This is a genomic window from Micromonospora sp. NPDC049836 (assembly GCF_044465125.1).
Lineage (GTDB): Bacteria > Actinomycetota > Actinomycetes > Mycobacteriales > Micromonosporaceae > Micromonospora.
This window is the reverse complement of the sequence record NZ_JBITLH010000003.1, coordinates 523,283-542,218: the sequence shown is the minus strand read 5'-3', so window position 1 is coordinate 542,218 and position 18,936 is coordinate 523,283. Positions and strand designations below refer to the sequence as shown.

General features: G+C 71.8%; 17 protein-coding genes and 1 tRNA gene. 11 read left to right on the top strand and 7 right to left on the bottom strand.

The features are described 5' to 3' along the window. Positions 1–116: 116 nt before the first annotated feature. The gene (aceE, locus tag ACIBPB_RS10385) at positions 117–2,861 is read right to left on the bottom strand and encodes a pyruvate dehydrogenase (acetyl-transferring), homodimeric type (RefSeq protein WP_396839251.1); all 2,745 of its coding nucleotides are present in this window, start codon (positions 2,859–2,861) and stop codon (positions 117–119) included. A 224-nt stretch (positions 2,862–3,085) separates the two neighbouring features. On the opposite strand from aceE, the gene ACIBPB_RS10380 reads away from it, so the two are divergent. Beyond that, complete coding sequence (locus ACIBPB_RS10380) at positions 3,086–3,490, top strand: secondary thiamine-phosphate synthase enzyme YjbQ (RefSeq protein WP_396839250.1); 405 nt, start codon at positions 3,086–3,088, stop codon at positions 3,488–3,490. Positions 3,491–3,504: 14 nt separating this feature from the next. Here ACIBPB_RS10380 and ACIBPB_RS10375 read toward each other — a convergent pair whose 3' ends face one another. After that, a complete protein-coding gene (locus tag ACIBPB_RS10375) occupies positions 3,505–4,317 on the bottom strand; it encodes a helix-turn-helix domain-containing protein (protein WP_396839249.1) in 813 nt (270 codons plus the stop codon). 290 nt (positions 4,318–4,607) lie between these two features. On the opposite strand from ACIBPB_RS10375, the gene ACIBPB_RS10370 reads away from it, so the two are divergent. The 6 genes from ACIBPB_RS10370 to ACIBPB_RS10345 all read left to right on the top strand — a co-directional run bounded on the left by ACIBPB_RS10370 (position 4,608) and on the right by ACIBPB_RS10345 (position 10,735). Continuing rightward, the gene (locus ACIBPB_RS10370) at positions 4,608–6,044 is read left to right on the top strand and encodes an MFS transporter (protein ID WP_396839248.1); all 1,437 of its coding nucleotides are present in this window, start codon (positions 4,608–4,610) and stop codon (positions 6,042–6,044) included. A 31-nt stretch (positions 6,045–6,075) separates the two neighbouring features. Continuing rightward, the gene (locus tag ACIBPB_RS10365; RefSeq protein ID WP_396839247.1) at positions 6,076–6,567 is read left to right on the top strand and encodes a MarR family winged helix-turn-helix transcriptional regulator; all 492 of its coding nucleotides are present in this window, start codon (positions 6,076–6,078) and stop codon (positions 6,565–6,567) included. A 684-nt stretch (positions 6,568–7,251) separates the two neighbouring features. Further along, a complete protein-coding gene (locus ACIBPB_RS10360) occupies positions 7,252–9,483 on the top strand; it encodes a transketolase C-terminal domain-containing protein (RefSeq protein WP_396839496.1) in 2,232 nt (743 codons plus the stop codon). A 112-nt stretch (positions 9,484–9,595) separates the two neighbouring features. Next, a complete protein-coding gene (locus ACIBPB_RS10355) occupies positions 9,596–10,033 on the top strand; it encodes a DUF3052 domain-containing protein (protein WP_088972541.1) in 438 nt (145 codons plus the stop codon). A 77-nt stretch (positions 10,034–10,110) separates the two neighbouring features. Beyond that, positions 10,111–10,578 carry a peroxiredoxin gene (locus tag ACIBPB_RS10350; protein ID WP_396839246.1) on the top strand — a complete coding sequence of 156 codons (468 nt, stop codon included), beginning with the start codon at positions 10,111–10,113 and terminating at the stop codon, positions 10,576–10,578. A gap of 82 nt (positions 10,579–10,660) precedes the next feature. Further along, positions 10,661–10,735 (top strand) — tRNA-Val (locus tag ACIBPB_RS10345). A 252-nt stretch (positions 10,736–10,987) separates the two neighbouring features. Here the strand turns inward: ACIBPB_RS10345 and ACIBPB_RS10340 are convergent. The 3 genes from ACIBPB_RS10340 to ACIBPB_RS10330 all read right to left on the bottom strand — a co-directional run bounded on the left by ACIBPB_RS10340 (position 10,988) and on the right by ACIBPB_RS10330 (position 14,368). Next, a complete protein-coding gene (locus tag ACIBPB_RS10340) occupies positions 10,988–11,398 on the bottom strand; it encodes a hypothetical protein (RefSeq protein WP_396839245.1) in 411 nt (136 codons plus the stop codon). 543 nt (positions 11,399–11,941) lie between these two features. Continuing rightward, on the bottom strand, positions 11,942–12,631 hold the full coding sequence (locus ACIBPB_RS10335; protein WP_396839244.1) for a sulfotransferase domain-containing protein: 690 nt from the start codon (positions 12,629–12,631) through the stop codon (positions 11,942–11,944). An 864-nt stretch (positions 12,632–13,495) separates the two neighbouring features. Further along, a complete protein-coding gene (locus tag ACIBPB_RS10330) occupies positions 13,496–14,368 on the bottom strand; it encodes a methyltransferase domain-containing protein (RefSeq protein ID WP_396839243.1) in 873 nt (290 codons plus the stop codon). A gap of 269 nt (positions 14,369–14,637) precedes the next feature. On the opposite strand from ACIBPB_RS10330, the gene ACIBPB_RS10325 reads away from it, so the two are divergent. Then, positions 14,638–15,399 (top strand): DUF6928 family protein, encoded by a 762-nt coding sequence (locus ACIBPB_RS10325; RefSeq protein WP_396839242.1) that lies wholly within the window; start codon positions 14,638–14,640, stop codon positions 15,397–15,399. 8 nt (positions 15,400–15,407) lie between these two features. Here ACIBPB_RS10325 and ACIBPB_RS10320 read toward each other — a convergent pair whose 3' ends face one another. Continuing rightward, a complete protein-coding gene (locus tag ACIBPB_RS10320) occupies positions 15,408–16,106 on the bottom strand; it encodes a nucleotidyltransferase domain-containing protein (protein ID WP_396839241.1) in 699 nt (232 codons plus the stop codon). 217 nt (positions 16,107–16,323) lie between these two features. Between ACIBPB_RS10320 and ACIBPB_RS10315 the strand changes: the two genes are divergently transcribed. Beyond that, positions 16,324–16,815: a hypothetical protein gene (locus tag ACIBPB_RS10315; protein ID WP_396839240.1), complete on the top strand. Its 492-nt coding sequence runs from the start codon at positions 16,324–16,326 to the stop codon at positions 16,813–16,815. A 64-nt stretch (positions 16,816–16,879) separates the two neighbouring features. Here the strand turns inward: ACIBPB_RS10315 and ACIBPB_RS10310 are convergent, their stop codons facing one another. Further along, the gene (locus ACIBPB_RS10310; RefSeq protein WP_396839239.1) at positions 16,880–17,476 is read right to left on the bottom strand and encodes a TetR/AcrR family transcriptional regulator; all 597 of its coding nucleotides are present in this window, start codon (positions 17,474–17,476) and stop codon (positions 16,880–16,882) included. Positions 17,477–17,546: 70 nt separating this feature from the next. Between ACIBPB_RS10310 and ACIBPB_RS10305 the strand changes: the two genes are divergently transcribed. Further along, positions 17,547–17,921: a nuclear transport factor 2 family protein gene (locus tag ACIBPB_RS10305; protein ID WP_396839238.1), complete on the top strand. Its 375-nt coding sequence runs from the start codon at positions 17,547–17,549 to the stop codon at positions 17,919–17,921. A gap of 119 nt (positions 17,922–18,040) precedes the next feature. Continuing rightward, positions 18,041–18,925: a fructosamine kinase family protein gene (locus ACIBPB_RS10300; RefSeq protein WP_396839237.1), complete on the top strand. Its 885-nt coding sequence runs from the start codon at positions 18,041–18,043 to the stop codon at positions 18,923–18,925. Positions 18,926–18,936 lie beyond the last annotated feature (11 nt).

Genomic DNA, 18,936 nt, shown 5'->3' with positions numbered 1-18,936 from the left:
ATGCCGCAAGTCGGGCCCACGGCTCAGGGGTGGTGGGGGCCACGGGATGCCGGGCGGGAGCGGCGGACGACGAAGGGGCCCGGCGCCGAAACGCCGGGCCCCTTCGCGGGTACGAGCTAGCTGTCGCCGCCGGTCTCGCCGACCGGGGCCGCGTTGACGTCCTCCAGCGCGTACTTCTTGGCCGCCTCGGCCGGCACGTGGGCCGGCACCGCGCCGCGCAGGGCGAGCTGGCGCAGCGTCGCGACCGCCACCGACTCGGCGTCGACGTGGAAGTGCCGGCGCAGCGCGTGCCGGGTGTCCGACATGCCGAAGCCGTCGGTGCCGAGCGAGGTGTAGTCCCCCGGTACCCAGCGGGCGATCAGGTCCGGCACCGCGCGCATCCAGTCGCTGACCGCGACCTTCGGCCCGTCGGCGTCGGCCAGCTTCCGCTGGATGTACGGCACCCGCTGCTCGGCGCCCGGGTTGAGCAGGTTGTACTCCTCGCACTCCACCGCGTCCCGGCGCAGCTCGCTCCAGGAGGTCACCGACCAGACGTCGGCGGCCACCCCCCAGTCCTCGGCGAGCAGCTGCTGGGCCTTGAGGGCCCACTGCATGCCGGTGCCGGAGGCCAGGATGTTGGCCTTCGGCGCGTCCCCGTCGACCCGGGGGGCCGGCGAGTAGCGGTGGATGCCCTTGACGATGCCCTCGACGTCCACACCCTCCGGCTCGGCCGGCTGGAAGATCGGCTCGTTGTAGACGGTGAGGTAGTAGAAGATGTTCTCCTGCGCCTCCCCGTACATCCGGTGCAGGCCGTTCTCCATGATGTGCGAGATCTCGAACGCGAACGCCGGGTCGTAGGCGGCCACCGCCGGGTTGGTGGCGGCGAGCAGCAGCGAGTGGCCGTCCTCGTGCTGCAGACCCTCACCGTTGAGCGTGGTCCGGCCGGCGGTCGCGCCGAGCAGGAAGCCCCGCGCCATCTGGTCGGCGGCGGCCCAGAGCCCGTCGCCGGTGCGCTGGAACCCGAACATCGAGTAGAAGATGTAGAGCGGGATCATCGGCTCGTCATGCGTGGCGTACGACGTGCCGGCCGCGGTGAACGAGGCGACCGAGCCGGCCTCGTTGATCCCCTCGTGCAGGATCTGGCCGGTGGTGGCCTCCTTGTAGGACAGGAACAGCTCCCGGTCCACCGAGGTGTACCGCTGGCCGTGCGGCGAGTAGATCTTCGCCGTCGGGAAGAGCGAGTCCATGCCGAAGGTGCGGGCCTCGTCCGGGATGATCGGCACCCAGCGCTTGCCGAACTCCTTGTCCTTCATCAGGTCCTTGAGCAGGCGGACGAAGGCCATCGTGGTGGCCACCTTCTGCTTGCCCGAGCCGCGCTTGACGTCGGCGAACCGCTCCGGGCCCGGGATCTGCAGCGTCTTGCCGGTGGTCCGACGGGTCGGCAGGTAGCCGCCGAGTTGCTTGCGCCGCTCGTGCAGGTACTCCATCTCGTCGGACTTCTCGCCCGGCCGGTAGTACGGCGGCAGGTACGGGTTGTCCTCGAGTTGCTTGTCGGGGATGTCGAGGTAGAGCCGGTCGCGGAAGAGTTTGAGGTCTTCCAGGGTCAGCTTCTTCATCTGGTGGGTGGCGTTGCGGGCCTCGAAGTGCGAGCCGAGTGTCCAGCCCTTGATGGTCTTGGCCAGGATCACCGTCGGCTGGCCGGTGTGCTCCATCGCCGCCTTGTAGGCGGCGTAGAGCTTGCGGTAGTCGTGGCCACCCCGCTTGAGGTTCCAGATCTCGTCGTCGGACAGGTGCTCGACCATCTTGCGGGTGCGCGGGTCACGGCCGAAGAAGTGTTCCCGCACGTACGCCCCGGACTCGGCCTTGTAGGTCTGGTAGTCACCGTCGGGCGTGGTGTTCATCAGGTTGACCAACGCGCCGTCGGTGTCCGCGGCCAGCAGCGGATCCCACTCCCGACCCCACACCACCTTGATCACGTTCCAGCCGGCGCCCCGGAAGAACGCCTCCAACTCCTGCATGACCTTGCCGTTGCCCCGCACCGGACCGTCCAGCCGCTGCAGGTTGCAGTTGATCACGAAGGTGAGGTTGTCCAACTCCTCCCGCGCGGCCACACCGATCGCGCCCAGCGACTCCACCTCGTCCATCTCACCGTCACCCAGGAACGCCCACACATGCTGCTGGGAGGTGTCCTTGATACCCCGGTGCTGCAGGTAACGGTTGAACCGCGCCTGGTAGATCGCGTTCATCGGCCCCAGACCCATCGACACGGTCGGGAACTCCCAGAAGTCCGGCATCAACCGCGGGTGCGGATACGACGGCAGACCACCACCCGGGTGCGACAACTCCTGCCGGAAACCGTCGAGCTGATCAGCGCTGAGCCGCCCCTCCAGGAAAGCCCGCGCGTACATGCCCGGAGACGCGTGACCCTGGTAGAAGATGTGATCCCCACCGCCCGGATGGTCCTTGCCCCGGAAGAAGTGGTTGAAGCCCACCTCATACAACGACGCCGAACTGGCGAAGGTGGAAATGTGGCCACCCACGCCGATCTCCGGGCGCTGCGCCCGGTGCACCAGCATCGCGGCGTTCCACCGGATGTAGGCCCGCAGCCGCCGCTCGATGTGCTCGTCCCCCGGGAACCACGGCTCGCGCTCCGGCGGAATCGTGTTGATGTAGTCGGTCGTCGTCAACGACGGCACCCCGACCTGCCGCTCACGAGCCCGCTCCAACAAGCGCAGCATCACATAGCGGGCGCGTTTGGTTCCGCGCTCATCGATGACACCATCAAGCGACTCGACCCATTCACTGGTCTCTTCAGGGTCGATGTCCGGAAGCTGGCTCGGCAGACCAGCGGTGATCACCGGGCGCTTGCGTTCCGTAGCCACAGGCGTTCCCTCGGTTCTGTGTGGGTTAGGTCTCTAGCGCCATCCTGCCCCCTGATACCGCTCGTCGTCACGTCTCCCTCCCTCAGACGCGACGCTCAACACAGGTACTCACCAGTAACTTTGCGCTACCGGCGGCCCCGGGTCCGAGCGGCGAACGGTCGCCCCGTCGGGGTCCCTCCGCCGGCCGGCCGCGCCGCCCGGCCGGGTGGGGCAGAATGCGCCGTATGCGTAGCGAGGTGATCAGTGTCCAGACCGGGTCCCGGCCGACCGTCCGGGACATCACCGCCGAGGCCGAGCGGTTCGTCTCCGGCCAGGGCGACGGCCTGCTGCACGTCTTCGTGCCGCACGCCACCGCCGGGCTGGCGATCATCGAGACCGGCTCCGGCTCGGACGACGACCTGCTGCGCGCGCTGGACGACCTGCTCCCCACCGACGACCGGTGGCGGCACCGGCACGGCTCGCCCGGGCACGGCCGGGACCACGTGCTGCCCGCCTTCGTCCCGCCGTACGCGACGCTGCCGGTGCTCGACGGCCGGCTCCAGCTCGGCACCTGGCAGTCCGTCTGCCTGGTCGACACCAACGGCGACAACCCGACCCGGAAGGTCCGCTTCTCCTTCCTCCCGGGCTGACCACGAACCCAAGCTCAGGGCCGCCGCCGGGTCGGTCCGCCGCCGGCCGGACCGAGCAGGCGGCGTAGCTCGCGTGGGGTGTGCCCGAGCTGGGCGCGGACCGTGCGGGTCAGGTGCGCCTGGTCGGCGAAGCCCAACTCGGCCGCGAGCCCGGCGAGGCTGTCGACGCCCTCCTCCAGCCGGTCCAGCGCCCGCCCGACCCGCAACCGGTTGCGGTAGCGGGTGAGCGGCACCCCGACCAGCGCCTGGAACTCCCGGCTCAGCCGGTAGGGCGACACGCCGAGCCAGCGGGCCAGCGGGACGAGGCCGCTGGCGTCGGGAAGGCCGTCGTGCAGCGCGGCGCGGGCCCGCTCCACCAGCCGCCGGCTCCGGCCGGTGCCGCCGGTCGCGGGCCCGGTGGCCGTACCGACCAGCCGGACCAACCGCTCGGCCGCCGCGAAGTCCGGGTCGCCCCGACCGGCGGCCCGCAGCAGCAGCCGGTGGGCGAGGTCGACCCGGGCGTCGACGTGGACCACGGCCGGCACCGGCCGGTCGGCGAACAGGTCCCGCCACAACCGCTCCGACAGGTGTACGGAGGTGCAGTCGTCCCCGCCCGCCGCCGGGTGGGCGAAGCGCTCCTCCTCGCCGGGCACGGTCAGGTAGGCCGTCGTCGGGTCGACGAACTCCGGGCCGCCGCGCCCGGCCCGCCGGAAGCCGCCCCGCCGGGTCAGCACCAGTCCGTACGCGGTGGCCGGCTCCGGCCCGGACCAGGGGGTGTGCTCGTCGCGGCAGCGCACCGCGGCCACCCGGAAGTCCGGGTGCCGCAGCAGCGGCGTGGCGGTGCGCACGCCGGCCAGGATAGGCCGCCCGGCCGACAACGCCGCCGGCCGCGCGGACCCGAGCACGGCCCGACCCGCCGCCCGGGCAAGGGCTGCCCGTCGCCGTTGCGGGAAGGGCCGCCGGCCGCGCACCCGAGCACGGCCCGACCCGCCGCCCGGGTAAGGGCTGCCGGTCGTCGTCGTGGGGAGGGCTGTCGGTCGCCGCCGAGGAAAGGCGGCCCGATCCGCCGCTCAGGGTGGGTGGCCGGTGCCGCAAGGATCGACAAGACCCGGGCCGGCGTGCTCGGCAGGCTGGCGGCGTGACCGGACCGAACCGCGGCACGACCGCGCTGCTGACCGTCCTGCTGACCGGGCAGGGCATGGCCTCGATGGACACCTCGATCGCGGCGGTCGCCGCCCCGGCGATCCGGGCGGACCTGGCCGGCCCGCCGGCCGTGCAGCAACTCGTGCTGGCCGGCTACACCCTGACCTTCGCGGTGCTGGTGGTCACCGGCGCGCGGCTGGGCGTCCGGCACGGGTACGCCCGGGTCTTCCGGCTCGGCCTGGCCGGGTTCACCCTCGCCTCGCTGGCCTGCGGCCTGGCACCCGGTCCGGTGGCCCTGGTGCTGGCCCGCGCGGCGCAGGGGGCGGCCGGCGCGCTGCTGGTGCCGCAGGTGCTGTCGCTGATCCAGACCCGGATCGGCGGCGCGGCCCGCGCCCGGGCGATCGGGGCGTACGCCATGGTGCTGGCGCTCGGTGTTGCCGCCGGCCAGGTCGCCGGCGGGCTGCTGGTCACCCTGGACCTGGCCGGGTCGAGCTGGCGGACGGCGTTCCTGGTCAACGTGCCGGTCGGGGCGGTGCTGCTGGTGGCCGGTCGTCGGGTGCTGGCCGGCCCGACCGCCCCGCCGTCGCGCCGGGAGGGTCTGGACGTACCCGGTGTGCTGCTCCTCTCGGCGGCCATGCTGACCCTGGTCGGACCGCTGGTGGTCGGCCGGGATCTGGGCTGGCCCGGCTGGACGACGCCGGTGGCGGTCGCCATCGGCGCCGCCGTGCTGTGGTTCTTCCTCCGCTACGAGGCCGGACGCGCCCGGCGCGACGCCGACCCGCTGCTGGACGTGACGGTGCTGCGCCGGCCCGGGGTGGCGACCGGGCTGCTGGCCTGCTGCGTGGTGATGGGCTGCTACGCCGGATTCCTCTTCGTGCTCACCCTGCGCCTGCAGGACGGGCTGGGCTTCACCGCGCTGGCCGCGGGGCTCGCCTTCGTCCCGTACGCCGCGGGTTTCGCGCTCTGTGGGCTGGCGGTGCCGCGCCTGCCGGAGCGGATCGGCCGGCGGCTGCCGGTCGCCGGGCCGCTGGTGCTGGCGGCGGTGGTGCTGGCGCTGGCCGGGCTGGCCCGGACCGGCTGGCCGTGGCCGGCCGGCAGCGTCCTGCTGCTCGCCGGTGGCGCCGCGCACGCCGCGTCGTTCAGCCCGCTGGTGACCCGGCTCACCGCGAGCGTGCCGGCCGGTGCGGCCGCCGCGCTCTCCGCGCTGGTCTCCACCGGCACCCTGCTGGCCGCGGTGCTGGGCGTGACGCTGATCGGCGGCCTGCACCTGGCCCGACCGGACACCCCGGCGGCTCCGGCCGGGCTGACCGCCGCCCTGCTCCTGGCCGGCGCCCTGGCCGCCCGCCGCACTCTCGGAACCGCCGCGCCCATGCCCGTCCGGCCGGAGGTTGGCGCGGATCACCTGGTCAGCCGATCCGAGACTGGTCAATAGTTGGCGAGTCAACTGCTGCCGGGCAAGTAGAATGGTTCTCGTGGCGTACCCAGTCCTCTCCTCAATCGGCCCCGACGCGAGCGACCGCGCGGGCCTGGCCGGAGACGCCGTGCGCCGGATCCTGCACATCGCCGCCGCCATGCGCCACCACCAGGACGTGGAGCTCACCGGCCTCGGGCTCACCCCGGCCGCCGCCCGCGCCCTGCACGAGCTGGACCCGGACCGTCCGCTGCCGGCCCGCGAGCTGGCCGAGCAACTGGGCTGCGACCGGTCCAACGTCACCGCCCTGGTCGACAAGCTGGAGCACGCCGGGCTGGTGGAACGGCGGGTCGACCCGGCCGACCGGCGGCAGAAGACGCTCGTGGTGACCGAGGCCGGCCGGCGGGTACGCGACCACGTCCACCGGGTGATGTCCGACTCCCGACTCCTCGGCGGGCTCACCACCGGGGAGCTGGCCACCCTGCGTGAGCTGGTCTGGAAGGTCTCCGACGGCGGCTGCCCGGAGCGGTGCGCGGAGGACTGAGCCGCACCGCGTGGTACGTGTCCGACTGGGCGACCCGGGCCCGCGTCGGTAATGCTGTCCGACGTGACCTCCCCGCAAGATCTCGACGACCGGTTCCGGGCGGCCCTGGGTGAACTCGGCGCCCCCGCCCGACGCCGCGACCTGGCCGAGCCGCTCGCCGACGGCGCCCCGCTGACCGGCGCGCAGGCGCTGGCGCTCTTCGACGCCCAGCTGACCAGCCGGCTGCTGGACCTCGCCGGCCGGTGGCTGCGCGGCTTCGGGGAGGGCTACTACACGATCGGCTCGGCGGGCCACGAGGGCAACGCTGCGGTCGCCGCGGCCCTGCGTCCGACCGACCCCGCTCTGCTGCACTACCGTTCCGGGGCCTTCTACTGCCTGCGCGCCGCGCAGGCCGCGGGCGGCTTCCCGGCGCCGGCCGAGCCGACCGGTGGCACCACCGACGACGGCGCCGCCGGCCCGGCGGCCGGGATCCCCGGGGCCCGGACCCCGGTCGACGGGGACGTCCCGGCGCGGACCGAACCGGCACCCGACGCCCCGGCCCTGGACGGCCCCGCGGCCGACAGCGCGCCCGGCGCGGACCCGCCGGCATCGGGAGAGCCGCCGGCTGGCGCGTCGCCGGTCGCCGGCGAGCCCGGGGTGCCGGAGCAGTCGGCCGGCGTGCCGCCGGTCGCGGAGCGGACCGTCGTGGTCGGGCCGCCCGCCCCGGGCGGGACGAACCCGGGCGGGACGGACCCGGGCGAGCCGGCGGGCGAGGTCGCGCCCACCGGGCCCGGCGCGGAGGCGGCCCCGCTCCCGGCCGGCGTCACCGTGGCGGTCGACAGCGCCGGCCGGGCCGAGGTCGACGCGCCGCCGCTGCCCCCGCCGGACCCCGGTGACGCGTACGCGGAGGCGGCGCGGGACGTGCTGCGGGGCATGGTCGCCTCGGCCTGCGAGCCGATCGCGGGCGGCCGGCACAAGGTGTTCGGCCGGGCCGACCTGGCCGTGGTGCCGACCACCTCCACGATCGCCTCGCACCTGCCCCGCGCGGTGGGCGCCGGACTGGCCCTGGAACGGCTGCGCCGGAGCGGCGCCGGCCGCCGGGCCGGGGAGGACCCCGGCACCACCCGCCGGGCCGCGGAGGACCCGGGCACCGCCCGCCGGGCGGGGGAGGACCCCGGCACCGGCCGCCGGGCCGGCGGGGACGCCGGCACCGCCTCGCCGTGGCCGCCCGACGCCATCGTGGTCTGCTCCTTCGGCGACGCCTCGGTCAACCACGCCACCGCCACGGCCGCGTTCAACACCGCCGGCTGGTACGACCACACCGGCCTGCGCATCCCGGTGCTCTTCGTGTGCGAGGACAACGGGCTGGGGATCAGCGTCCGGTCCCCGGACGGCTGGGTCGAGGCGACGCTGCGCGCCAAGCCGGGGATCCGCTACTTCGCCGCGGACGGCAGCGACCCGGTCGAGGCGTACCGGGTGGCCGCCGAGGCCGCCGCCTGGGTCCGCCGGCACCGGCGCCCCGCCGTGCTGCACCTGCGCACCGTCCGGCTGATGGGGCACGCCGGGGCGGACGCGGAGACCGCGTACCGCAGCCCGGCCGAGCTGGCCGCGGACGCCGCGCGGGACCCGCTGCTGGCCACCGCGCGGCTGCTCGTCGAGGCGGGCTTCGCCGGCGGCGAGGAACTGCTGGCCCGGTACGACGAGCGCGGCTGGCAGCTCCGCCGGATCGCCGAGGAGGTGCTCGACGAGCCGAAGCTCGCCTCCCCGGCGGAGGTGGTGGCCGAGCTGGCCCCCCGCCGGCCGGCGCGCGTCTCGCGGGCGGTGGCCGACGCGGCGGCCCGGGCGGCGGGACCGGCCGCGGCCGTCCGGGCCGCCCGGTTCGGCGGCAAGCTGCCCGAGCTGGCCGGACCGCTCACCCTGGCGCAGAGCATCAACGCCGCGCTCGCCGACGGGATGCTGGACCACCCGGAGATGGCCGTCTTCGGGGAGGACGTCGCCGCCAAGGGCGGGGTGTACGGGGTGACCAAGGGGCTGCGGGACCGGTTCGGTCCGGCCCGCGTCTTCGACACGCTGCTGGACGAGACCTCGATCCTCGGGCTCGGGCTCGGGGCCGGCCTGGCCGGGATGCTGCCGGTGCCGGAGATCCAGTACCTGGCGTACCTGCACAACGCCGAGGACCAGTTGCGGGGCGAGGCGGCGACCATGCGCTTCTTCTCCCGGGGGGCGTTCCGCAACCCGATGGTGGTGCGGGTCGCCGGGCTGGCGTACCAGGAGGGGTTCGGCGGCCACTTCCACAACGACAACTCGGTGGCCGTGCTCCGGGACGTACCCGGACTGGTGATCGCGGTGCCGGCCCGGCCGGACGACGCGGCGCCGATGCTGCGGACCTGCCTGGCCGCCGCCGCGGTGGACGGCACGGTGAGCGTCTTCCTGGAGCCGATCGCGCTCTACCACACCCGCGACCTGTACGTCGACGGCGACGGCGAGTGGCTGGCCGGGTACGCCGAGCCGGGCGCCTGGGCCACCGGGCACGTGCCGATCGGGCGGGCCCGGGTGTACGGGGTGGGCTCCGCCGAGGATGTCACGATCATCACCTTCGGCAATGGGGTACGGATGTCCCTGCGCGCGGCGGCCACCCTCGCCGACGAGGGGATCGGCTCCCGGGTGGTGGACCTGCGCTGGCTGGCCCCGCTGCCGGTCGCCGACATCATCCGGGAGGCCTCGGCCACGTCCCGGGTGCTGGTCGTCGACGAGACCCGCCGGTCGGGCGGGGCGGGTGAGGGAGTGATCGCCGCGCTGGTCGACGCCGGGTATGTCGGGGCTGCGCGCAGGGTGGCCGGACTTGACTCGTTTGTACCATTAGGCCCGGCTGCGCGTCAGGTTCTGGTCTCCGAGGAAGCCATTACCGAGGGTGCCCGTACGCTGCTGGCACGGTAAATTCCGTTCCACCCGGTGCGCCACTTGCGCGGGGAGCCACAACTGTGTGGACTTGGCCCGACGGCATCCGTGGGACGCCGCGAGCAGGGATGAGATGAGGAGGCACGCGACAGTGAGCGCGACCGCTGGTCAGGCCGCCGACGGGGTACGCAGCCTGGCGGACCGGTTCGGGATCGAACCGGGGATGGTCGTCATGGAGATGGGGTACGACGACGACGTCGACCAGGATCTCCGGGACGCCCTGACCGACCGCTGTGGAGAGCTCGTCGACGAGGACACCGACGAGGTGGTCGACGCGGTTCTCGTCTGGTACCGCGACGGCGACGGTGACCTCTTCGAGCTCCTCGTCGACGCCCTCGGACCGCTGGCCGACGCCGGCGTGGTCTGGCTGCTCACGCCGAAGGCGGGCCGGGACGGTCACGTCGAGCCGAGCGAGGTCGCGGAGAGCGCGCAGACCGCCGGCCTGCAGCAGACCTCCACGATCAACGCGGGCCGCGACTGGAGCGGCGCCCGGCTCGTGCTCCGGCGCGGGTCGAAGGGCAAGAAGTAGCCGCCCGGGCGCACCCGGCGGCAGCGCCGCCGGGTGTGGCAGGCTGATCATCTCCAGACTCGACCCGAGGAGTACGCATGCCCATCGAGGTTGGCGCCGAGGCGCCGGACTTCGTGCTCAAGGACCAGAACAACCAGGAGGTCCGGCTCGCCGACTTCCGCGGCCGGCGGACCGTGCTGCTGGTGTTCTACCCGCTCGCCTTCACCGGCATCTGCCAGGGCGAGCTCTGCGAGGTGCGGGACAACCTCAACGAGTACGTCAACGACCACGTCCAGGTGCTCACCGTCAGCGTCGACTCGGTCTACGCCCACAAGATCTGGGCCGACCGGGAGGGCTACCAGTTCCCGCTGCTCGCCGACTTCTGGCCGCACGGCGCGGTGGCCCAGGCGTACGGGGTCTTCAACGACGTCGCCGGCATCGCCAACCGGGGCACCTTCGTGATCGACAAGGCCGGCGTGGTCCGCTTCGCCGAGATGAACATGCCCGGTGAACCCCGGGACCAGGAAGGGTGGCGCAAGGCCCTGGCGGAGGCCGTCGCCGCCTGATCCCACCCCAGGCACGTCGTTCGACCGGGTCGGAGGTCGGCAGGTAAGCTTGCCAACCTCCGGCCCGCCGTACGGGCGTTCCGGGCGCGTAGCTCAGTGGGAGAGCACTCGCCTTACAAGCGAGGGGTCGCAGGTTCGAAACCTGCCGCGCCCACCACCTACCAACAGCAGAAACCGCCCCGAGAAGATCATTCCCCGGGGCGGTGACAGCAACGGCGACAGCAACTTTCGCCCGAACCGCTTCGGGCCGGACGGCCACCGACACCGGGACGAGGTCGGCTCTCGTGCCAGGACACGATCCGGCTCGGGCGCCACATGTGGGTACGCCCTACGGTCGCGTCAGGCTCCGGCATCTGGCTGCGCTTCCGGTAGTTCGTCACGGTCGCCACCTTGACGCCGAGGTACGCCGCTACGTTGGAGGTCGTCCGGGCTGGTGCTGGGCTCGCCTCGCTAACACGAAGTCCGCATAATCCTCCCCGGCAACCCCGTGGTTGACCCACCGATCCGGGGAGGCTCCAGTCCCTTGCTCGGCCAACTCCAACGCTTCGGCCGGGTCTTGAACGTGGCCGATCACGCGGCCATAGCCCGTGTCGTCTTCGACTTCGGGGTCAAGGGGTGGGAACACGGACAGATCGCGGTAGTGCTCGTCGTCCAGGTCCTGTACGTCATGGACGGACACGTTGTAGCCGTCCCGCCAGGGCCAGACCGAGACCCAGCGGACGCCCCGGGCGCCCGCAAGCGCGATGGGTCCGACGAACTGCTCAACGTCTTTCCTGCGGCCGAGCGCACCGAGGACGAATGGCCGGGTGAGGTAGCGCATGCTCGGAGGCTATCCCGGATGCACAGGAGCCGAGCTGGGTGACGAACTGCGTCGCAGCGGATGCTCTACGCCCTTCGGCCAATCACGCCGAGGAGTTGGCCGATGCGATCCGCCCATCCGGGTAGCCACCAGGGCGGTACATAGACGTCAGTCTTACCTCTCGACCGGTCGACCTCGGCAAGGTCCCGCTCCATGCGATACCTGATGTAGAGGCGGCGAGGCCGAGCGGTCAGCACCTCACGGCGCCTGCATAGATGCAGCTTGGCAGGCCGGGTCGAGCGCCCACGAGTGGCGGTCTGGTGGCCACGGGTGGGAGCCGCCGGACCGGACCGGACGGGACGGGACCGACCGAGTTGCCGAGCGCTTGCTGACCTGACCACGATCGCGTCCGTCGCCGGCTGGGTGACTAACCGAGTGACGATCGGTGCGGACGCCAGTGGACAAGCGCGGACGGTGGCGGACCACGCCTCCAGATCAAGGGCCACGGAACAGCAGCTCACGTAGCCGTGCTGTTTGCCTGGGGGTCAAGGAGTCTTTCGTGGCCTAGCGGTAGCCCAGTAGCGTCATCGCGGCGCGATTGTCAGGCCGGGACCAGAAAAGCTGATGGAGATCGTCCGACAGTTCGTCGAGATGGGTGCCCGCCTGTCCTCGTCGAAAAAACCCCGAGTCAATTGCGTGCAGCTCCTCGAACGACGGAATGTCCACATCGGCGCGAGGCGTGAATCCGGGCAGAAGTAGTTTCCCCATTACTCGCTCGACGGACGCTCTCGGCTCGCGTGCGAGGTCTTCGTACCTGAGCATGACCCGATGAGGTGCTGGCGGCAGCAGCCAGCTAAGCACGTTCTGCCCCCAACTCCCGGTCCCGACCCTGTCGTTTCGGTTGATCATCGCTCTCAGCTCGGTCTCGAACTCGCGGCCTTGCCCTTCGCTGTTGAGCCGAGCCCATGAGACCAGCGAGTCTCTGCCGTCGCGGACGAGGCAGATGGCTCGGTCCGACTCGTTCACGTCGTCATCGCGCTGCCTGTGCGTCTTGATAAAGTGCACCTGCTTGTCAGTCCGCATCGCGCGGATTGCCGTCGGCCGCTCCTCGAATCCGACCAGGGCCGCGCCCAAGCGTGTCGCGACGCCGTCGACGTCGTACACGACGGACGTTCGTACCCCGTAGAGACGGTGCAGCAGGATGCGGAGGAACGTATTTCCCGAGCGTGGAAACGAAGACACCCAGACGATCATGGTCTCTACCCTAGGTTCGGCAGTCGTAGCGGTCACCGGTGCTGCGGGCAGTGCAGCGGCGAGAGCAGCAATGCCAGCTCCTGGCAGCGGGGCACACAGGGGGCACAAGATACCGTGAAACGTCGTCAACCAGCGTTCAACAATGGCAGCCTCAGACGCCCTGTGAGCAGCCGGCGCGCACCATTCCCGCTGGTAGCGGGCTAGCGGCTCTTAGTTCCGCTTCAACGTATGACCGTCGAGCCGGGAGACCGGGGGATGGTCGGCAGTAGGTAGGCGTGCTTCCATGAGTCCATGACCAAGACCCGCGCACGGCCAACTGCCAAGCAGGTTGCTCAGTTGGGTTTGTGGTTCCTGGTCTTCGGCTTGGGTGTCCTCATGATCGAGGTCTGGGTGGGCGACCATCCCTTTAGAGGGAGCCCGGCGTCATGGGGCCTCGGCGAGTCCTTCTCTGTGATGGGGGGCGCGTTCCTCTGCTGGGCCCCATTGCGTTACCGACAGCAGCGGTGACAGCAACCGGCCCGGATGAACACGACCGGGGACGGCGTCGCTCGGACGGTCGGCCGAGGCGGGAGACGGTCCCGGACGCCGCCTGACGGAGCGCCCGGAACTTACAAGCGAGGGGTCGCAGGTTCGAAACCTGCCGCGCCCACCACACACCACCAGCGAGAACCGCCCCGAGAAGTTCATTCCCCGGGGCGGTGACGGCAGCAGGGTCCACGAGAGCCGCCCGTCGAGCTTGCCGAGCGCCTGCCGCGTCGCGTCAAGGTTGGCCTGCGCGTAGACCTCCGGCGACCTGCGTGCCGGGCCGCACGCGGCCGCCTCGCCGGCAATCCCTTGATTGCAGGGCCGAGGTCAGGACGGACGTCAGGGCCGCAGCGCGCGGAGGAACGCGATGGCCATCGTGCGGCGCGTCGGCGTTCCGGCCGCGGCCAGGGCGGTCATGTGCGCGTCGAGGCGCTCGCGCTCGTGGTTGGTCAGCGCGGCGGCGATCGCCTCGCCATAGGTCGGGACCAGGGGGTTGGGGGCCACCCGCTTGAGCGACTCCCAGTCGCTGATCGGCTCGGCGGGAACGTCGAGCTGGGCGCGGTAGTCCAGCTCCACCGCCTCAAACCCCGAAGCCTCCGCCCAGGCGAGGAGGTCGCGCTCGTCGAAGTCGACCATCGGCCGCTCGGATGCTTCGGTGCCGCCCCGGTACACGTCGCGGACCTTGGCCAGCAGGTCGTCGACCGGCGAGCCGCCCAGGCCGAACAGATCGTCGGGGCGGTGCTGTCGCTCGAAGCGGTTGATGGGCTCGAAGAGGGAGAGCCTTCCGCCTGGTCGTAGCACCCGGAAGAACTCTGCGAACGCGGTGGCTTTGTGGTCGGAGTAGATGAGCACCGACCGGGTGGTGACGACGTCGACGGAGGCATCCGCAACGCCGGCAAGGTCCTCGGCCGGCGCCTGCACGAAGCTGCACCGCTCATCGCCGTCGGCGGTCTGCCGACACTGGTCGAGCAGGTCCTGCGACACGTCGCTGAAGATGACCCGGCCGTCCGGGCCGAGACGGTCGAGCGCACCGAACCCGATGAGTCCGGTCCCGCATCCGACGTCGAGGAGGACGTCATCGCGCTTCAGGTCCGCTCGGTCGAGGACGCCGTCGCGGAACCACGCCAGGTCCGAGGCGTACCGGGCGCGGAGGGTGGCGTCGCCGCCGTCTCGGCGCGTCAACAGCCACCGGGCCCACCTGTCGGTCGTCACCGGGTCACGATAGTGCCGGCCCGAGCACCGCACTGGCCCCCGGCACACAGCGCCACCGGACTTACGGGCGAGGGGGTCGCGGGTTCGAGCCCTGCCGCGCCCACCACACCACCAGGGAGCCCTTCCGGGAAGATCACTCCCCCGGGGCGGTGGCAGCCGTGACGGCAGTATGGTCGCTCTCCGGGCGGCTGTGACACCGTCGGCCAGACGATCAGGTCCGCCAGGTGGCACCTGGGAGCTGGCCCTGCCACGGAACGGGGAGGAGTGACGTGGGCGCGAAGACAGCCCTGCTGGCGTTCACCGACGGCGACATCCGTACGGCGCTGCGTGGCGCGACCCGGTCGGACCGGGCCGAGGCCGAGGCGTTGGTACGTCAACTCCACCCCGGCTACGTCGTCGAACCCGCCGATGACAACACGTTGCTCGACGGCACCTACCCGCCGGATGACCTCACGTACGCCACGGTGCTGGCCGGGGCCGAGCTGTACTGCGACCGACGGCTCATGCTCGATCGCCCGTCTGAGCTACCGGAGCACCTGCGTCGGGCCGGAGCCGGCCGGCGAATCATCCTGCACGGGATGCACTCGGTCGTGGACTGGCTCGGCTTCGCGGTGTGGGAGGACGGCGTGCTGATCAGGTCGCTGAGCCTGTCGCCCGACGGCGGCATCCAGGAGAACATCGGTGAGCCGTACGACTTCGAGGCGCCGTACTGGGCCGGTGAGCATCCCGTCGAGCCCGTACCGGGCTGGCACAACCAGGACCCCTACCCGCTGCCGTTCCATCCCCTCGACCTGGGCGAGGAAGCGTTGCGTGCGCTGTTCGGCTTCATCATCGAGGGCCTGCGTTCCCCCGACGACATCGACGCCGACGCCGTTCCTCTGCACGGCTTTCGGGTGACCGACCCGTCCGGGGAGGAACACGCCGCCCGCACGGCGGCGTACGCGCAGGCACGACAGACCATGGGACCGCCTCGGATGTACCGCATGGGACCGGACGGAACGATGCACGAGGTCAGCCCCGACAGCTACTGATCCGCGGGTCACCCGACCGCCCGGTTCTCCCGCAACAGGGTCAGGTCGTCGCCCCAGGCGTCGACGACGTCACCCAGGCCGCGTTGGCGAGCCAACCGCTCAACCTCCGGGAACAGGCCGATCGGGTCCCGGAGCACGCGCGCGGGAAGGGACGAGGCGCTCCACGGTTCACCCAACGGGTGCGTCTCAAGCTCCCAGCCCAGGTACTTGTTGTACGGGCGAAGCCGACCGTGTAGAGCGAACACGGTCGTCAGCAACCACGAGACGCTCTCCCGCTCGTCCAGCGCCGCCGCGATGTCGTTCCCGTCGCGTCGGCTCTTCGCCGAGCGGTAGGCGAGGTTGAGGTAGCCGTCGAGTCCCTCACGAGCCCAGGCCGTTGCTTCCGCCTCCGTTGGCGTGGCCTGTCGATCCACCAGCCGTGCGACGCCTCCGTCGAGCCGGTCGAGCAGCACTCGTGCTCCCCGGTACGCGTACCGCTGCCAGATGTCCGACGTATCCGCCAACTCGTCAACGGTGCACACGATCTCGTCCAGCTCCGCGGTACGGCGAGTACGGCCCCACTGCCCGCCGCGCTCATGAACGACGACGTGAACATCGAAGTCGGAGTGCCGGGTGGCCATTCCCCTCGCCTGCGAGCCCGTCAACACCAGGCCCACCACCGCGGGGTCCGCCTCCGCACGGGCAACCCGATCCTCGAAGACATCCATGCCAACTACTGTCCGGTCGCTCGCAAGCGGTTAACGCCGGCGTAGTCGTCGAGTGGGTGGATCGCCTCCCGGGGCTACGAGCAGGCAAGCCCGCGGCGTCCGCCGGCACGCCACCCGCCGGGACGCGGCGGGCGGCAGCTGAGCTCGGATGTTGCTCGGGTGCGGCAGGATCGGCGCGTGTCTCGTGAAGGCTGACCGGCGATCGGGCGAGGTGTGAATGTCCCAGATCTATGCGTCCCTGTTCACCTTCGTGGGCACGCTCCTGGTCATCGGGGCGGGGTTCTGGCAGTGGCGGCGCACGCAGGCACGCGAGCAGTCCAAGGACTACCGGGCCAAGCGCATCGAATACCTCTCGACGGTGTGGACGAAGTTGTCCGAGGTGGAGAGTGCCTTCCGGCAGGTCGCCAGATTCGGTGAGGGTCCGATCCCGCTGGGCGCCGAGGAGCGTCGAGAGGTCAACCTGCTGCTGATTGACGCCGCGCCCTTCCTGTTGAAGGACGAGCGCGAGTGGGCGCTGTCCATAGTCGAGGAGATCATCGAGATCTCGACCCTCATCCTGCACGCGAAAGCTCCGCCGGACTGGTGGATATCGTCGATCTCACAACCCGAAGCGACCTCCACCAGCGCCAACGCCGCTCAGCGGCTGCAATACGCCCGCCAGCAACTCGGCCAGCGCTATGCCGCCGTGACGCGTGGCCGTCATGACTAGGGTGCCGACGTCGACATGCCGCCGTCGTCCACGGCGACGGACCGGCGGAGTCGACCCTGGCTGATCAGGGCTCGTCGGCGCGGTAGAGGCGCAGGATGCTGTGGCGTAGCGCTGCCGCGGTCTGCGCGGTGGTCATCCGGCCGGCGGCGACTTCGCCGCCGGCCGCATGACCGAGCGCGATGGTCGCGGAGACCAGCCAGGCCGGGCTGAGGGTGGTGTCGAACTCGCCGGTGGCCTGGCCGCGCCTGATCAGCCGCTCCAGGCGCTCGACGACCGGGGCATGCTGGCGGTCGGCGTCCGCCTGTTCCATCGCGGTGATCGAGGGATGCAGGAGCAGCGGGTACCGGTCGAACAGCCGCCAGGTGACGTCCAGCCAGCCCAGCAGTGCCTCGGTGACGGTGCCGCCGCCCACGTTGGCGGCGTCGAGGGCGGCGACGGCTTCGGCGGTGATCCGGTCGACGACCGCGGCCACCAGCAGCGGCCGGGACGGGTAGTGGGCGTACACGGTCTGGCGGGTGACGCCGGCCGCGGCGGCGACCTGTTCCACCTTCGCGTCCGGATGCCGGCCGAGCACCTGGACGGCGGCGTCGAGTACGGCGGCGGCGCTGCGCTCGGCGTCCGAACGTCGCCGCCGGCGCCGACCACCCGTCAGCTCTGACACGTTGTCCAATCTACCGTTCGCCGTTAACCTATACAGCATGTCAAAGATAAGTCCGACACAGGGAGATCGCGTGACGCCTCGTACCGACCTGACCGGCTATCTGATCCGCTATCCGCAGGAGGCGGGGCTGGGCGACGAGGACCCGGCGACCGTGCTCGACCGCTACCACACGCCGGACTATGAGCTGGTCAACGACGGCGTGCTGCTGGACCGGAAGCGGCTGCTCGAGCACATCCGTCCGGCCCGCAGACGGGCAACCGGGCTCCGGGTCGAGGTGGAGCAGGCGCTGGTGGACGGCGATCAGGTCGCCGCCCGGTACCGGCTCATCGCCGAGCTGCGCAAGGGCAGCACCATCACCACCGAGATCTACATGTTCGGGGAGTTGGCTGCCGACGGTCGACTGCGCCGCGCCATTCAAGCCACCCGGATGATCCCAGCCGGCTAGGCCAGTCCACGGCGACGTGCTCGCCCGCAGCCGCGCGGTGAAGCGGTTGAGCCGGTGCCGGCTGATCACCAGGCCCCTAAGATCATGCCCACAAGCGGCCCAGAGATGAGGAGCCAGCCGTGCTGCGGTCACCGACGTTCCTGCTGGAGCGCCTGCACCAGGCCGGGCTGGCCGATGTCGACACCGTCGAGCCGGCGACGGGCGGGCTGGCGGCCCTCGCCGGCATAGCCACCCGCCGGGACGCGTCGCCGGTGTTCGTCAAGGCGTTCGCCGACGCGCCGGCCGACGACGTCTTCGTCGCGGAGGCCGAAGGGCTGGCCGCCCTGCGCGAGCTCGGCGGCCTGTCGACGCCCGAGGTGATCCTGGCCGACCGGGATCTGCTGGTGTTGTCGGTGCTGCGGCCCAGGCCGCCCAGCGAGACCTTCTGGGAGCAGTTCGCGCACGCGCTCGCCCGCCTGCACCTGGGCACCACCCAGCCACGCTTCGGCTGGCACCGGGACAACTGGCTGGGCCGCCGCCGGCAGGTCAACACCTGGAACGACGACGGCTTCGCCTTCTTCGCGCAGCACCGGCTGCTGCGGTGGCTCGGGCAGCCCCGGGTCGAGGCGGCCCTCGACGCCGGCGACCGGGCCGCCCTGGAGCGGCTCTGCGACCGGCTGCCCGAGCTGTTGCCCGACCGCCCTGCCTGCCTGACGCACGGCGACCTCTGGGCCCAGAACGTCCTGGCCACCCCGGGCGGGCAGCCAGCGGTGATCGATCCGGCCGTGTCCTACACCTGGGCCGAGGTCGACCTCGCCCACCTGTGGACCACCGCGCCACCGCCGGAGGCGCAACGGTTCTTCGCCGTCTACGCCGAACTGACCGGCCTCGACCGCGACTGGCCGGTCCGCATGCCGATCCTCCAGTTGCGGCAGCACCTCGCCGTGCTGGCCCAGTTCGACGACGACTGGGGCGCGGCCGACCAGATCCGGGCCACCCTCGCCCCGTTCCGGCCGCGTACCTGACGACGCGCCGG

What these genes read in the sequence shown, in the direction of transcription:
- ACIBPB_RS10380 (WP_396839250.1), top strand. Translation starts at nt 3,086, where the DNA reads ATGCGTAGCGAGGTGATCAGTGTCCAGACCGGGTCCCGGCCGACCGTC.
- ACIBPB_RS10365 (WP_396839247.1), top strand. Translation starts at nt 6,076, where the DNA reads ATGGTTCTCGTGGCGTACCCAGTCCTCTCCTCAATCGGCCCCGACGCG.
- ACIBPB_RS10350 (WP_396839246.1), top strand. Translation starts at nt 10,111, where the DNA reads ATGCCCATCGAGGTTGGCGCCGAGGCGCCGGACTTCGTGCTCAAGGAC.
- ACIBPB_RS10340 (WP_396839245.1), bottom strand. Translation starts at nt 11,398, where the DNA reads ATGCGCTACCTCACCCGGCCATTCGTCCTCGGTGCGCTCGGCCGCAGG.
- ACIBPB_RS10335 (WP_396839244.1), bottom strand. Translation starts at nt 12,631, where the DNA reads ATGATCGTCTGGGTGTCTTCGTTTCCACGCTCGGGAAATACGTTCCTC.
- ACIBPB_RS10320 (WP_396839241.1), bottom strand. Translation starts at nt 16,106, where the DNA reads ATGGATGTCTTCGAGGATCGGGTTGCCCGTGCGGAGGCGGACCCCGCG.
- ACIBPB_RS10315 (WP_396839240.1), top strand. Translation starts at nt 16,324, where the DNA reads ATGTCCCAGATCTATGCGTCCCTGTTCACCTTCGTGGGCACGCTCCTG.